The 14,383-nt window shown below is 59.0% G+C and carries 13 protein-coding genes and 1 pseudogene; 1 reads left to right on the top strand and 13 read right to left on the bottom strand.

Annotated elements, in window-relative coordinates:
- Positions 1 to 19 precede the first annotated feature (19 nt).
- The 5 genes from AC1DHT_RS05700 to AC1DHT_RS05680 all read right to left on the bottom strand — a co-directional run bounded on the left by AC1DHT_RS05700 (position 20) and on the right by AC1DHT_RS05680 (position 6,767).
- Positions 20 to 1,063: a DUF5924 family protein gene (locus AC1DHT_RS05700; protein WP_427542061.1), complete on the bottom strand. Its 1,044-nt coding sequence runs from the start codon at positions 1,061 to 1,063 to the stop codon at positions 20 to 22.
- 240 nt (positions 1,064 to 1,303) lie between these two features.
- Positions 1,304 to 2,674, bottom strand: a complete 1,371-nt coding sequence (locus tag AC1DHT_RS05695) for a M16 family metallopeptidase (RefSeq protein WP_427542058.1) — start codon at positions 2,672 to 2,674, stop codon at positions 1,304 to 1,306.
- Between the two features lie 79 nt (positions 2,675 to 2,753).
- The gene (locus AC1DHT_RS05690) at positions 2,754 to 4,412 is read right to left on the bottom strand and encodes a Na/Pi cotransporter family protein (RefSeq protein WP_427542055.1); all 1,659 of its coding nucleotides are present in this window, start codon (positions 4,410 to 4,412) and stop codon (positions 2,754 to 2,756) included.
- Between the two features lie 209 nt (positions 4,413 to 4,621).
- Positions 4,622 to 5,389, bottom strand: a complete 768-nt coding sequence (locus tag AC1DHT_RS05685; protein ID WP_427542052.1) for a TerC family protein — start codon at positions 5,387 to 5,389, stop codon at positions 4,622 to 4,624.
- A gap of 70 nt (positions 5,390 to 5,459) precedes the next feature.
- Positions 5,460 to 6,767 (bottom strand): CitMHS family transporter, encoded by a 1,308-nt coding sequence (locus AC1DHT_RS05680; protein WP_427531182.1) that lies wholly within the window; start codon positions 6,765 to 6,767, stop codon positions 5,460 to 5,462.
- A gap of 342 nt (positions 6,768 to 7,109) precedes the next feature.
- On the opposite strand from AC1DHT_RS05680, the pseudogene AC1DHT_RS05675 reads away from it, so the two are divergent.
- Positions 7,110 to 7,190 (top strand): annotated as a pseudogene (locus tag AC1DHT_RS05675) (GFA family protein); the annotation flags it as partial.
- A 33-nt stretch (positions 7,191 to 7,223) separates the two neighbouring features.
- Here the strand turns inward: AC1DHT_RS05675 and AC1DHT_RS05670 are convergent.
- From AC1DHT_RS05670 to AC1DHT_RS05635, 8 genes are all read right to left on the bottom strand, one after another.
- Complete coding sequence (locus AC1DHT_RS05670) at positions 7,224 to 9,185, bottom strand: DUF7844 domain-containing protein (RefSeq protein WP_427542049.1); 1,962 nt, start codon at positions 9,183 to 9,185, stop codon at positions 7,224 to 7,226.
- Positions 9,182 to 9,502: a DUF2388 domain-containing protein gene (locus AC1DHT_RS05665; protein WP_054594970.1), complete on the bottom strand. Its 321-nt coding sequence runs from the start codon at positions 9,500 to 9,502 to the stop codon at positions 9,182 to 9,184. Before AC1DHT_RS05665 ends, AC1DHT_RS05670 begins: the two co-directional genes overlap by 4 nt.
- Positions 9,503 to 9,528: 26 nt before the next feature.
- A complete protein-coding gene (locus tag AC1DHT_RS05660) occupies positions 9,529 to 9,837 on the bottom strand; it encodes a DUF2388 domain-containing protein (protein ID WP_427542046.1) in 309 nt (102 codons plus the stop codon).
- Positions 9,838 to 9,943: 106 nt separating this feature from the next.
- Positions 9,944 to 10,261, bottom strand: a complete 318-nt coding sequence (locus AC1DHT_RS05655) for a DUF2388 domain-containing protein (protein WP_123427845.1) — start codon at positions 10,259 to 10,261, stop codon at positions 9,944 to 9,946.
- Positions 10,262 to 10,441: 180 nt separating this feature from the next.
- Positions 10,442 to 10,651, bottom strand: a complete 210-nt coding sequence (locus AC1DHT_RS05650; protein ID WP_427542043.1) for a DUF1127 domain-containing protein — start codon at positions 10,649 to 10,651, stop codon at positions 10,442 to 10,444.
- A 269-nt stretch (positions 10,652 to 10,920) separates the two neighbouring features.
- Positions 10,921 to 11,136 (bottom strand): DUF1127 domain-containing protein, encoded by a 216-nt coding sequence (locus AC1DHT_RS05645; RefSeq protein WP_427531189.1) that lies wholly within the window; start codon positions 11,134 to 11,136, stop codon positions 10,921 to 10,923.
- A gap of 319 nt (positions 11,137 to 11,455) precedes the next feature.
- Entirely contained in the window at positions 11,456 to 12,949 is a 1,494-nt protein-coding gene (locus tag AC1DHT_RS05640) for an acetyl-CoA hydrolase/transferase family protein (protein ID WP_442114754.1), read from the bottom strand.
- A 192-nt stretch (positions 12,950 to 13,141) separates the two neighbouring features.
- The coding region (locus AC1DHT_RS05635; RefSeq protein ID WP_442114822.1) for an NAD(P)(+) transhydrogenase (Re/Si-specific) subunit beta at positions 13,142 to 14,383 on the bottom strand (1,242 nt) is incomplete at its 5' end.

The following is a 14,383-nucleotide window of genomic DNA, read 5'->3' as shown; positions in this document are numbered from 1 at the left end:
CGTAATAGCATGATCCCGGTTATTTTGCCTCGCTCGGCGTCGTGCCGTTTTGACTGACGTCGGTCACCTCAAAGCGCAGTACGCCGATCACCTGACCGTCTTCGGTCAGTACCCGCACTTGCCAGTCGCCTGCCGGGTTGCCGGGGAAGTTCTGTTTATGGCTCCAGGCCCGGTACCCTTCCTTGCGCCCGCCGTGGATATCCAGTGCGATGCGGTCGACCTCTTTGCCGTTGAACTGCCAGACGTGATAAATCCGCTCGTCGAGCCCGCGCGGTGCGTTGATCGCGGTGTAGGCGTACAGACCATCAGGGCGCAGTTGGGCGACGCTGACTTCATTGTGGCTGTCGCCGGGTGTACGGTCTTGTAGTTGTGTGCTGATTGCCACTTGCGTCATCCACAACGTGGCCGGCGGCACCCAGGAACGCAGCAACCAGCCGGCGCAGCCGATGGCCAGGGTGATGCTGAGCACGCTCAGGCCGCCGCGGATCGTGCGAATCGGAAAGATCGACGCCAGGCTTGGGAAAGACAGCAGCATCGCGGTGCCAAGAGCCAGTTTGAAACTCTGATCGGTGGTCAGGTTCAGGATGATCGGCAATGCGGTCAGCAGCGCGGCAAACAGCGTCAGCGTATGCATCGCCAGAAACAGCCAGCGGCGCGGCGCCAGCCATTTGTAATACAGCGGATCGGTGATCGAAACCAGCGCCGCCGCCCCGAGCAGTCCGGTGAACACCAATTGCCCGCTGTTCCAGGTGGTGGTGATGAAAAAGAACGGCAAGACAAAGAACAGACTTTCCTGATGAATCATCTGTGTCGCATAGCGCAACAACGGCTGTGGGATCTCACGCTTGAAGACTTTGGTGAACAGCTCCGTCAGGCTGTTTTCCAGCATCAGCCAGAGCCAGCTGACCAGCATGATCACCGCAATCCAGGTCGCCAGGCTTTGTTGACGGTCGACCAAAATGAAACTGCAGACCCCTGAGATGAAGCCACCGAGCGCAATGACCCCGGGGTAGCGCTTCATCAGTTCGAGGATGCGCGTTACGTAATGGGTCAGGATAGGCATTCGGCGATTCGCAATTGTCGTGGGTAAAAACCCCGACAGGATAACGCTGGCACTCTGATGTTGCGAGAAAGCATCAGGTAATACGCAATCCCTGTAGCAGCTGGCGCAGCCTGCGTTCGGCTGCGCAGCAGTCGTGAATCCAGCCTTCACGGTTAACCTGAAAAAATGTGGTGTCTGATTTTACGGCCGCTTCGCAGCCGAACGCCGCCTTCGGCAGCTGCTACAGGGATCGTGGTGTTTTCACTGCTTGTGGTGAATACGCCAGCCCATCAGCGCCATCAACCCCAACACCCCGCCCAGCAACCACAGCACCTCGTCATAACTGAGCAGCGGCTTCTCGATGCGAATGTAACCCTGCTGATCGAGCAGCTTGTGAAGGGCTTGGTTGGCCTGGTCCAGAGTGACTGTTTGCAGGCGTTTGGCCGGGTCGTCGAAATGTCCGTCCTCATAGTCGCCAATGGCACTCCAGTAGTAGTCGGCCAGTCCACTGTTGCCTTGCACGGCCCAGGCCTGTCGGGCGATGGCGACCTGTTTCAAGCGTTCAAAACCAGCGTGATCGAGACCATTCTTGAGCAGATCGGCTTTCAGATCCTCGAGTACCTGCTGCGCTTGTGGCAGATCATCGCGTTCCAGATCGGCGTTCAGGCTGAGGAAACCGACGCTGCCGAACACTTCGCGTTCGGCCCAGGGGCCGTAGGACAATCCGTGAGCCAGGCGCAATTGACGATAAAGCGCCCAGTCGAGGTAGTCCTTGAGCAGGTCGTATGTTTCATCATATTGATCCTCAAGCGCCGGTTCCGGGAACAACCAGTGCAGTTTGGCACCACCCCCTACCCAGCCCTGGATCAGATTGCGTTCGTCGAGCGCCGGGTGCTGGATCTCCGGCAGCGGCAAATGCTCGGTGGGATCAATCGCTTCGAGCTCGCCATAGGTGCGCTCCAGGTAGGCCGGCAGCAGGCGATCGAGCTCGCCGACAATAATCAGCGTCATGTTGTTCGGTGCGTACCACTCCTTGCGGACCTTCTCCAGTTGTTCGCGGGTCAGGTGTTCTACCTGGGCCCGCTCCGAGCACTTCAGGCCCAGCTCCACCGCCAGTTGGTTGCTCGCCGTATGGCCCAGGTCCTGGCGGTCGAGCCAGCGCTGCAAGTGGGAGTAATGGCCGCCATCTTCGCGTTCGACCACCTGTTTGGCCGCACTGATGGCGGTGTCGTCGAGTCGGGTCTGGGTCAGTAGCGCCAGCAACAGGTCGAGGACTTTGCGCTGATTCTTTGCCGGGGCTTCGATGACGAACGTGGTGTCGGCGTTACTGGTGTAGGCGTTCCATTCACCCCCCAGTGCCTGCATGCGCTCCTCGAGCCCGCCTTCCCCACTCGCGTCGACGCCACTGAACAGCAAATGCTCAAGCAGGTGCGGCAGCTCTTTGTCGGCGCAGGCGAAGTCATCCAGGCCAACGCCTACCACCAGGCGAATCGCCACATGCCCGCGTTCGCTGCCGGGCTTGAGCACTACTTGCAAGCCGTTGGGCAGCGAATAACCTTCGACCTGAAAGCGATCCAGGGCAAATGAGCAGGTGGAACTCAATAGCAGGCACATGAACAACAGACAACGCATAACAACCTTCCTGGCGGGTCAATGCGGGCAAAAGGATTTGCCTTCAACCTTTTAAGTGACTTCTTTCAACGCTAGACGTTCAGGGTGAATGGGTGATGTCAGCCGTATCGTCGGCAGCCAATGTACCGGTTTCGGTGGTTTCGAGGACCACATAGGCGCTGCCACAGAACAGCGAGTTCAAGCGTCTCATGTCGGCGATCAGCTCCAGGTGCAGCGAGCTGGTTTCGAGGCTTTGCACGACCTTACGGTGCAAGCGGCTGACATGGGCATGAGCCAAGCGTCTCTCCTGCGCGCGGAAGCGACGTTTCTCACGCAGCAGTTGCCGGGCGCTTTCCTTGTCGGCACTCAGAAACACCGACAGCCCCAGACGCAGATTGGCGATCAACTGATGGTGCAACCCCGCCAGCTCTTCCAGGCCGACGTCGGAAAAGGAGCGGCGTTGCGAGGTCTTCTGCTGCTGGACCTTGCGCAACATGCGTTCGATCAGGTCAGAGGCGAGTTTCAGATTGATCGCCAGTTCGATGATTTCTGCCCAGCGCCGACTGTCCTGGTCGCTGAGGTCTTCGCGGGGCATCTGCGCCAGATAGAGTTTGATCGCGCTGCAGAGGACTTCGACGTCATCGCTCAGGCGGCGCATTTCCTGAGTGACAGCGGTTTGTTTGCCACGCAGTACATCGAGCATGGCTTCGAGCATATTGTCGATCAGGTCACCGATGCGCAGGGTTTCCCGGGCTGCGTTGGCCAAGGCCAGGCTTGGTGTGGTGAGGGCTGTCGGGTCCAGGTGGCGAGGCTTGGCCTGTCCGTTGATTTCCGGGCGCTCTGGCAACAGCCAGGCACAGAGCCTGGCCATCGGACCGACGCTGGGCAACAGCACCAGGCAACGCGCGGTGTTGTAGAGCAGATGAAAGCCGATCACCAGGCCTTGCGGGCGGAAATTGAGGCTGTCCATCCAGTGCACCAGCGGGCCGAGCATCGGAATGATCAGTAGAAGGCCGATCATCTTGTAGAGCAGGCTGCCCAACGCCACCTGACGTCCGGCAGCGTTCTGCATGCTGGTGCTGAGAAATGCCAGGACACCGCTGCCGATGTTGGCGCCGATCACCAGGCCGATGGCCACCGGCAGGCTGATCACTCCGGCACCGGCGAGGGTTGCTGTGAGCAGGACGGCGGCCAGGCTGGAGTAGGAAATCATCGCGAACAGCGCACCGACGAGGGCATCGAGCAGGATGTCGCCCGTCAGTGAGGCAAACAGCACTTTGACGCCGTGAGCGTGGGTGATCGGATTGGCGGCTTCGACGATCAATTGCAGTGCGAGAATAATCAGCCCCAGGCCGATGCCGACCCGGCCAAGCTGGCCTGCCCTCGTCTGCTTGCGTGAGAGAAAGAAAATCACCCCGAGGAAAATCAGCAGCGGCGACAGCCATGACAAATCCAGCGTCAGGACCCGCGCCATCAGTGCGGTACCGACGTCGGCTCCGAGCATGGTCGCCAGGGCGGGCGTCAGTGCCATCAAGCCCTGGCCGACAAACGAGGTCACCAGCATCGCCGTGGCATTGCTGCTCTGGACCATGGCGGTGACGAGAATCCCGGCGATAAAGGCCAGCCAGCGCTTGGACATGTTCTGGCCAATGACATGGCGCAGGTTCGAGCCGTAGACCCGCAGGATGCCGGTTCGGACGATGTGCGTGCCCCAAATGAGCAAGGCAACGGCGGACAGTAGATTGAGCAGGGTCAGCATACTGGGCCCCCTGAATGAACAGCGCCCCAATGGAGCAAGTTGACGATGCCGTGCGACGTTCTACGTTCTGTATTTAAGCTGTAGTTGGCTAACGGTCCGGGCGCCAGCATCGCATAGCTAAAGAGTCGATTGAAACAAAACTGTCATGAAAACAGCTTCGTGCGGGTATGAAAAAGGGGCTCGAAAGCCCCTTGATTCATTATGGCTAGTTATTGACCCGGAATGTCCTTGCGCAGTTTCACCGGCTCCTGCTGTTTCTTCTTTTTCGCGATCGCGGTGCGCATCTTGATGTTGATCGATTCCACGGCCAGCGAGAACGCCATGGCGAAGTAGACGTAGCCTTTGGGGACATGCACACCGAAGGCTTCGGCGATCAGCACGGTACCCACCACCAGCAGGAACGACAGCGCGAGCATTTTCAGCGACGGATGCTTATCGATGAACGCGCTGATAATGCCCGAAGCCATCATCATCACCAGTACCGCAACGATGATCGCAGCAACCATGACCGGAACATGGGACACCATGCCGACCGCGGTGATCACCGAGTCCAGAGAGAACACGATGTCGATGATCGCGATCTGGATGATGGTGTAGAGGAAGTTGCCGCCCTTGCCACCTGGCTCGTCGGCGGTTTCGTCTTCACCTTCCAGTGCATGAAACATCTCCTGGGAGCTTTTCCACAGCAGGAACAGGCCACCGAAGAACAGGATCAGGTCTCGCCCGGAAATACCCTGACCGAAGACCACGAACAAGTCGGCGGTCAGGCGCATGACCCAGGTGATCGACAGCAACAGCAGGATCCGCGTGACCATGGCCAGCGCCAGGCCGAAGATCCGGGTGCGCGCCTGCATGTGCTTGGGCATGCGGCTGACGAGGATCGAGATCATGATGATGTTGTCGATACCCAGTACGATTTCCAGGGCCGTCAGCGTGAAGAAGGCAACCCAGATTTCAGGGTTGGTCAGCCATTCCATGTGTATTCCTTTGAGCGAGTGTTAAACCACGACGCCAGCATTTAGCTGGCGGCGCGGTGAGTTGATGCCGTTACAAGGTGCTGAACAGCGGGAAAATCCCCATCAGCAGTGCAGCGACGAGTATGCACATGCAAACCAGTACTGCCCACTTCAAGGTAAAGCGTTGGTGGTCACCGAATTCGATCCCGGCCAATGCCACCAACAAGTAGGTGGAGGGTACCAGCGGACTCAGCAAGTGGACGGGTTGACCGACGATCGAGGCACGTGCCATCTCCACCGCGGTGATGCCGTAGTGGCTGGCGGCTTCGGCCAGAACCGGCAGTACACCGTAGTAAAACGCATCGTTGGACATGAAAAAGGTGAACGGCATGCTCGCCAGTGCGGTGATCACGGCCAGGTACGGACCGAGGAAATCCGGGATCACGGCCAGCAGGCTTTTCGACATGGCATCGACCATGCCGGTGCCGGACAGGATGCCGGTGAAGATACCGGCGGCAAAAATCAGCCCGACCACTGCCAGCACGCTGCCGGCGTGGGCCGCAACGCGATCTTTTTGCTGTTGCAGGCAAGGGTAGTTGACGATCATCGCGATACTGAACGCGACCATGAACAACACCGGTAGTGGCAGCAGGCCAGCGATCAGGGCACACATCAGGGCCAGGGTCAGGGCGCCGTTGAACCAGATCAGCTTCGGACGACGAGCATCCGGAAACTGCGAAACGCTGATTTCGCTGTGGTCGATTTCGTCGCCGATCAGGTGCAATTCACCCAGGCGCGCGCGTTCACGTTTACCGTACAGGTAGGCAATCGCCAGGATCGCCACTACGCCAGCGAGCATCGCCGGGATCATCGGCACGAAGATGTCCGACGGGTCGACATGCAATGCACTGGCGGCACGCGCGGTCGGGCCGCCCCACGGGGTCATGTTCATCACACCACCGGCGAGGATGATCAGGCCGGCCATGATCCGCGGGCTCATGCCGATGCGGCTGTACAGCGGCAGCATGGCGGCTACGCAGATCATGTAAGTCGTGGCGCCGTCACCGTCCATGGACACCACCAGGGCCAGCACCGCGGTGCCGATGGATACCTTCAGCGGGTCGCCCTTGACCAGTTTGAGGATCTTGCGCACAGCCGGGTCAAACAGGCCTGAGTCGATCATCAGGGCGAAGTAGAGGATGGCGAACATCAGCATCACCCCGGTCGGGGCTAGCTTGGTGATGCCTTCGAGCATCATCGGGCCGATCTTCGGGGCAAAACCACCGAACAGGGCGAACAGGATCGGAACGATGATCAGGGCGATCAGCGCCGACAGGCGCTTGGTCATGATCAGGTACATGAACGTGATGACCATGGCGAAGCCAAGGAAAGTCAGCATGGGAATACTCCAGGCGTAGCGCGGCTAGGGAATGGCGAACCGGGTGGGGTCAGCGCAGAACGGAAAGCACGAGGCGTACGGGGGGAGTCGGGGCAAACAGGCGGGTACGAGCGGACATCAGAATCACCATTGTTGTTGTTAATTGGGCCGCGCGAACGTTGCGACATTCGTTTGGCCAACCGGTCTGTTGCCGGCAGTGCGGGCGATCCTAATGGGCAAACCTTTCAGCCAGCTTTCGCTGGGCAAACACCAGACGAGATGTTCGAAGTGGGCTGGCGCGGCCTGAAGTAGTGGTCAGTACCGCAGTTTGACGGGGTTGAACATAAAGATGGGGGTGTTGGTATGAGCGAGCGACACTCGGGCGGATGCCATTGTGGACAACTGCGGTATCAATTCACCGGGCCATTGCGTGACATTGCCCACTGACAGCCGGTTGTCCGGCTGCAATCTTTTGACTTAAGGCAACTCCAGCCCGCCGGCCGCCTTATGCAACGCTCGCAAATGCTCACCCAATTGCTTGATGTTGGCCTCATTCGCGGCAATCTCAGCCGCTCGGCCAGGCTCAAGCAGCGCCCTGACCTCTTTGTCCAGATCGCCGGTCAACACCTGTAATTTCTTCTGTCGCGTACTGCTCTCCGACTCCAGGCGTTTCCATTCATTGGGCTGTGGCAGGCCGTAACCGCCCCTGTCGAGCAGTTCTGCCGGACGGCTGAGGAAACCACTGTTGACGAGAATCTGCTTCAAGGTCTGATTGGCCTGGTCCATGCCGCCGTTTTTCAACTCGCGGGCGTCCAGATAGCGTTGTTTCACCTCATTCTGGGCCAGCAACAATTGCTGGCGGAAACTCGCCTGCTCCAGCAACAGCAATGCCGCGCTGGTGCGCAGGTCGGCCTGTTGAAACCACGGGCGACGTTCTGCGGCCGTCAGCGCCATCCAGTCTTCAACCTTGTCCTGTTTGATTGGCAGGTGTTTTTTCAGCACCTCGAACATCGCTTGATAGCGATCGCGGAACGAGTCGAAGCGATAGCCCAGGCGCAAGGCCTCGCGCGGATTGTCGAGCACGCTGGTATCCGCCAGTCCGCGGGCCTTGAGTATTTCCAGCAAGCCGTTGGGCATGATGCTGTCCATGCCGACCAGCTGTGGATTGTTGCTGCCACTGCGCAGCAGTTTCAGGCTCTCGACCGCGCAGTTGTTGGACAGGAAGTAATAGTTGCCGTCGTAGCTCCAATGCATTTCGGCGGCGTGTTCGACCAACTCTCCAATTTCACTGCGCGACAGCTTGAGTGGCACCGAGGCCAGGCTGCGCAGTTCAGTCTTGGTGTATTCGTCGATGACTTGCGATAGCGGCAACACGAAGAGTCGCGACGGATACTTGCCGACCAGACCATCCCAGCTCGACAGCTGTACGTCGCCGACAAAGGCGCGGTAGGACAGCACCAGGGAGTATTCCAGGTCCAGTCGGCAATCCGGTCCGCGCGGGCGACCGGGCGCACAAATCACCAGCCGCAACATGCTGTGGCCCCAGCGGCTGACCAGATTCTGATTGGCCTCGGCCAGCAGGTAGTCGACGGAGTAGACCCTTTCCGGATCGACCTGGCCCAGCGGTTGTTTGGCGAAGTCGTTGCCCGCGTTCAGGAAGGCGAAGGATTGGGCGCAGCTGTCCTTGGCCGGCGGAGCCCAGCCGAAGTGTTCCTGGTAATAGCGGTATAGCGCCGGGCGGCGGCAGGCATAGCTCGGATCGAGGAGGAAGTACTCCATGTTGACCGCGACAAATTCCTTGGGGCTGCTCGTCTCGTAGAGGTCCGGGCTGCGGACAATTTGCCGGTTGTGCTGTTCGCGTTCACCGCGTCGGCCGACGTATTGCGGCCAGCCGGCAAGGTCCAGCAGGCGTGGATCGTCGCTCAAGGTGAAACGACGGTCAGTCTGGCCACGGCATTGATCGGGAAGGCCGACCAGGCCTGAACTGTTGCTCTGTCGCGTACAGCGTTGGATCTGCAAACGCTCGGCACTTGTCCACAAGCGCGCACGGTCATAAATGTGCGTGAGTTCATGCAGCACCGTGGCGAGCATTTCGCGGCGAACGGTGCCGTGGGGGCGATTGGTTTTTTTCGTCGCAGCGCTGCCGTCGGTGAGGCTGGCCAGCAGGTTGCGATTGAGGTCCACCTCTGACACCAGAGACGCCTCTCCGTAAGCGTTACCGGGCATTGCGTCGGTCCAGCCAACATCAATCCGGCGGTCCAGTTGCTCGATGAAACGCGGCGGCAAAGCCTGCATCGCTTCATCCAGCAGTGCCTGGCTGGCTTGCTGTTCTGCCGGGCTCAGACCGTCGGTCTTGAGGTGTAGTTGCAGGCTGGCCTGAGCTGTACTGCAAAGCAGCAATACGGCCCCGGCCATCAGCCAGGCGGCTAGTGTCTTCACAGTGCGAGGATGGCTTCGGCGAGGACTTGATCACTGGCGTCGCGGGCTTCCGGCACACGGGTGCGCAAGGTGTCGAAGGCTGCTTCCAGGTGTGCACCACGGATATCGCCATTGCTGGCGACGAAACTGGCCGCGTCATCATGGGCTTCGCGCACGACTTTCAGGTCACGAATCGAGGTGGTGGTGTCGGAGGTGAAATCGAGGGTGCGCTGAGAGGCGCGGATAATCATGTTACTGGTGGCTTCCAGGGTATGTGCCTGGGCCACATCGGCCAATAACAGCAGGCCAAGGGTGGCAGCAATCAGCGGGCTACGCATGGAACGACTCCGGAAAAACAGGATAACTATTGGACGAGAATTGCCTGTGCCAGTTCAAGGTCGCTGGCATGAAGTTTTGGCCGGGTCTGGCGCAGGTAAACCAGGGCGGACTCCAGTTGCGCTCCTCGCAGTTGACCGTCACTGGCAATGAACGCCGCCGCATCATCGTGGGCAGCGAGTAGCAGTTTATGGTCGAAGGGCGCGGAGGTCACCTTGCTTGTCGCATAAGTGGTGACGACGAGGTTCTGTGTAGTCAGGTCCAAGGCATGGGCCGGGCTGCTCCAGCAGGCAGTGATAAACAGGAATGTGATGAATGGTTTTGAAAGAAAATGCATGAGACTCGACGTTTGGAAACGAGCCCCAAGGCTAGCGCAATGCCCGGACCAGAGCCAGCGCTGAGGAATCGGGGCCCAATGTGAGAGCCCCGTTTTCCGACGTCGATCAGATCGCCAGAATGGCTTGAGCGAGCTGTGCGTCAGTGGCTTTCAGCTGTGGCGCCTGTGTGTGGATGTAGTCGAGAGCGCTTTCCAGGCGTACGCCACGGATGGCGCCTTCGCTGGCCACGAAGCTGGCAGCGTCGTCACGGGCGGCGCGAACGATCTTCTTGTCCCGCAGCGAAGAGGAGAGATTGGTTGTGGCGTCGGAGCTGTCCTTGAGTGCACCGACGACAGTATCAGTGGTGATAATGAAGCTGGAGGCATGCGAATTGGCAGCCACGGCCAGCAGTGCTGCAGCGCTGAGCAGACGAAGACGGGACATGGGGTAACTCCTGTGAATAAACCATAAATAGTGACGCCAAAAATAACGTCGGGCCGCCACTGCGTGATGCGTAACGTCTGAGAGATCAGACATACCCTGCGCAGGGCTCGCCACGTTGTCTTCGGATATTAGGCCGTTGTTCAACCGTTCGAATAGCCCTGTCACCCCATCTAGACACAGTTAGCGCCAAAAAGGTTTGTCCAGTTCGACCAGTCGATCGGAATGGCTGATACCTATGTCAGACAGCTGCTGTTCATTAAGTTGCGCGAGCAGGCGGCGGGTGCGCGCTTTTTCCATGCCTTGACCGATAGCGGCAAACAGCCGGGCCATACGCTTGAGCAAGGAAGGCTTGCGAGTAGGCGGGAGCGGAACATCAAGTAACCGATTCATGGTGTATTCCTTACGAACAGGCTGATTGAGCAGCCTTGGGAGACCATGTTCGGCGTTTCGCCGACGCTGGAGCAGCTACACCAATGTTAAATTGTACTGGTTCAGTTTATGTATTTCAGAAACTGTACCTGTCATGCGGCTGCCCTTCTGTACTCGCCGTTTTCAGCCCTGAAACGACAAAACCCGTCGTGGTTTCCCACGACGGGTTTTGTGTGTGCAATTCGGGGTGCTGGCGGTGGACCCGGTGGGTCAGGGCCAGCGACGCTAACTTAGCGCCAGAACGGCTTGCTCAGCTCTTCGTAGCGTTGTGCTTCGCTAATCCCTGCGTCAGCCAGCAGACGCGAATCCAGACGAGCCAGTTGGTGGCGGCTGGAGATGCGGCGCTGCCACAGCATCAGGTTGGCGAGAACGCGAAGAGGCATGGAAGCCTGGGTTTTTACAGCGTTGTCTTCGAAGAACATTTCGGAACTGAGTGTACGTTCCATGGTTGACATCCTTCCGCTTATGGCGGGATTAGGTAGTGGTTTAACTGATGCCAATGATCCTCTCGTTTGGCCAGTCTCTCTAGATACAGTTCACCTGTATTGTGAGGGACCAGTTAACTGTTAATAGGTGCTGTACTGCTCGAAAACGAGGCAACTGTACCTATCCGCACTAGTGTGGTGCGTTTTTAGGTGTTCGGCTCGAAAATGCGGGTAATTACGGTAGGAAATGACCGGTACAGCAGTACAGTTTTTGAAGTATGTTGGGTTGGCAATGGCGAGCTGACGAAATTGTGTTTGCGTCAGCTGCCATCTGTATCAATCACACGGCGAGCATTCTGCCGGTTTCTTCCAGGTTGATGTGCCAGCTGAGGGCGTCGCGCAGGATATGCGGGGTGTGTCCGCCGACGGCGCAGGCCGCCTCGAAGTAGGCATTCAGCGCTTCGCGGTAGTCCGGGTGCACGCAGTTGTCGATTACCACCCGCGCCCGCTCCCGTGGCGCCAGGCCACGTAAATCGGCAAGGCCGATCTCGGTCACGAGAATGTCGACGTCATGTTCAGTGTGGTCAACGTGACTGACCATCGGCACTACACTGGAAATCGCCCCGCCCTTGGCAATCGACTTGGTGACAAAGATCGCCAGGTGCGCGTTACGGGCAAAGTCGCCGGAACCACCAATGCCGTTCATCATCCGCGTACCGCAGACGTGGGTGGAGTTGACGTTACCGTACAGATCGAACTCCAGCGCCGTATTGATGCCGATGATGCCCAGGCGACGAACCACTTCAGGGTGGTTGGAGATCTCCTGCGGACGCAGCACCAGCTTGTCCTTGTAACGTTCCAGGTTGCCAAACACATCGGTATTGCGCCGGCTCGACAGGGTGATCGAGCTGCCCGAGGCGAAGCTCAGTTTTCCGGCGTCGATCAGGTCGAAGGTGGAGTCCTGCAGGACTTCGGAGTACATGGTCAGGTCTTCGAACGGCGAGTCGATCAGGCCGCACATCACCGCATTGGCGATGCTGCCGATACCGGCTTGCAGCGGGCCGAGCTTGTTGGTCATGCGCCCTGCTTCCACTTCCTGCTTGAAGAAGTCGATCAGGTGATCGGCAATGGCCTGGGTGTCGTTGTCCGGCGGCAGCACCGTGGACGGCGAGTCGGACTGGTTGGTGATGACGATCGCGACGATCTTTTCCGGCGGGATCGGGATCGCGGTGCTGCCGATACGGTCGTCGACCTTGACCAGCGGAATAGGCGTGCGGGTCGGACGGTAGGTCGGGATATAGATGTCGTGCAGACCTTCCAGATTCGGGTTGTGCGCCAGATTGATCTCGACGATCACATGCTTGGCGAAAATCGCGAAGCTGGCCGAGTTGCCGACTGAGGTGGTTGGTACGATGTGGCCCTGTTCAGTGATCGCCACGGCTTCAATCACCGCGATGTCCGGCAGCTTGAGTTGCTGGTTGCGCAGTTGTTCCACGGTTTCCGACAGGTGCTGGTCAATGAACATCACCTCGCCGGCGTTGATCGCCTTGCGCAGGGTGCTGTCGACCTGAAACGGCATACGACGGGCCAGCACACCGGCCTCGGTCAGTTGTTTGTCGAGGTCGTTGCCCAGGCTGGCGCCGGTCATCAGGCTGATTTTCAGCGGTGTGACCTTGGCGAGTTCGGCCAGTGCGTGGGGCACGGCTTTGGCTTCGCCGGCGCGGGTAAACCCGCTCATGCCGACGGTCATGCCGTCCTGAATCAGAGCGGCAGCGTCAGCGGCGCTCATTACCTTATCCAACAACGAAGGCAAGCGGATACGATCACGGTACATGGATTGTTATCTCGGGCAACGGAAGCAAGATGTGCAGTCTATTGAATTCAAAAAAATTCGCCCCGCGACCATGGTCGAATGCTGGCCCCTGATTTAGAGCCTTTGGTCGGTTTTCCGCAGTTAATCTTGTGTGCAATAAAAAACCCCAGCCTACAAAGGCCGGGGTTTTCGGTATTGCGGTTTGCGCAGTCTTTACTCGACGGCTTTGACCATGTCTTCGATGACTTTCTTCGCGTCGCCGAAAACCATCATGGTTTTGTCCAGGTAGAACAGTTCGTTGTCCAGGCCGGCGTAGCCGCTGGCCATCGAGCGTTTGTTGACGATGATGGTCTTGGCTTTGAACGCTTCGAGAATCGGCATGCCGGCGATTGGCGATTTAGGATCGTTCTTCGCCGCCGGGTTCACCACGTCGTTGGCGCCCAGCACCAGCACCACGTCGGCCTGGCCGAACTCGGAGTTGATGTCTTCCATCTCGAACACCTGGTCGTAAGGCACTTCGGCCTCGGCCAGCAGCACGTTCATGTGGCCGGGCATTCGACCGGCCACCGGGTGGATCGCATACTTCACGGTCACGCCACGGTGGGTCAGTTTCTCGGTCAGCTCTTTAAGCGCGTGCTGCGCCCGTGCGACTGCCAGGCCGTAGCCGGGAACGATGATCACGGTGTCGGCGTTGGTCAGCAGGAAGGTGGCGTCGTCCGCCGAGCCGGATTTCACCGGGCGGGCTTCTTTCGCACCCGCTGGGCCGGCCGCGTCTGCGCTGTTGCCGAAACCGCCGAGCAGGACGTTGAAGAACGAACGGTTCATCGCCTTGCACATGATGTACGAGAGGATCGCACCGGACGAACCCACCAGCGAGCCGGCAATGATCAGCATCGAGTTGTTCAGCGAGAAGCCGATTCCCGCCGCAGCCCAGCCGGAGTAGCTGTTGAGCATCGACACCACGACGGGCATGTCGGCACCGCCGATCGGGATGATGATCAGTACGCCGAGCACGAAGGCCAGGGCCAGCATCAGGGCGAAGGCGCCGAGGTTGCCGGTCATCATGAAGGTGATACCCAGACCCAGTGTTGCCAGGCCCAGCAGCAGGTTGATTTTATGTTGCCCGCCAAACTGTACCGGTGCGCCCTGGAACAGGCGGAACTTGTACTTGCCCGACAGCTTGCCGAACGCGATCACCGAACCGGAAAAGGTAATTGCACCGATGGCGGCGCCGAGGAACAACTCCAGACGGTTGCCGGCGGGAATCGAATCGCCCAGTTGTTTGACGATACCCAGCGACTGCGGCTCGACCACGGCGGCGATGGCGATGAACACCGCTGCCATACCGATCATGCTGTGCATGAACGCGACCAGCTCTGGCATCTTGGTCATTTCAACGCGTTTGGCCATGATCGAACCAGCAGTGCCGCCGATCAGCAGGCCGACGATGACGTA

This window comes from Pseudomonas sp. 05N432 (genome assembly GCF_056396945.1).
The sequence above is the reverse complement of the archived record's forward strand: the minus strand, read 5'-3'. Positions and strand labels throughout refer to the sequence as shown.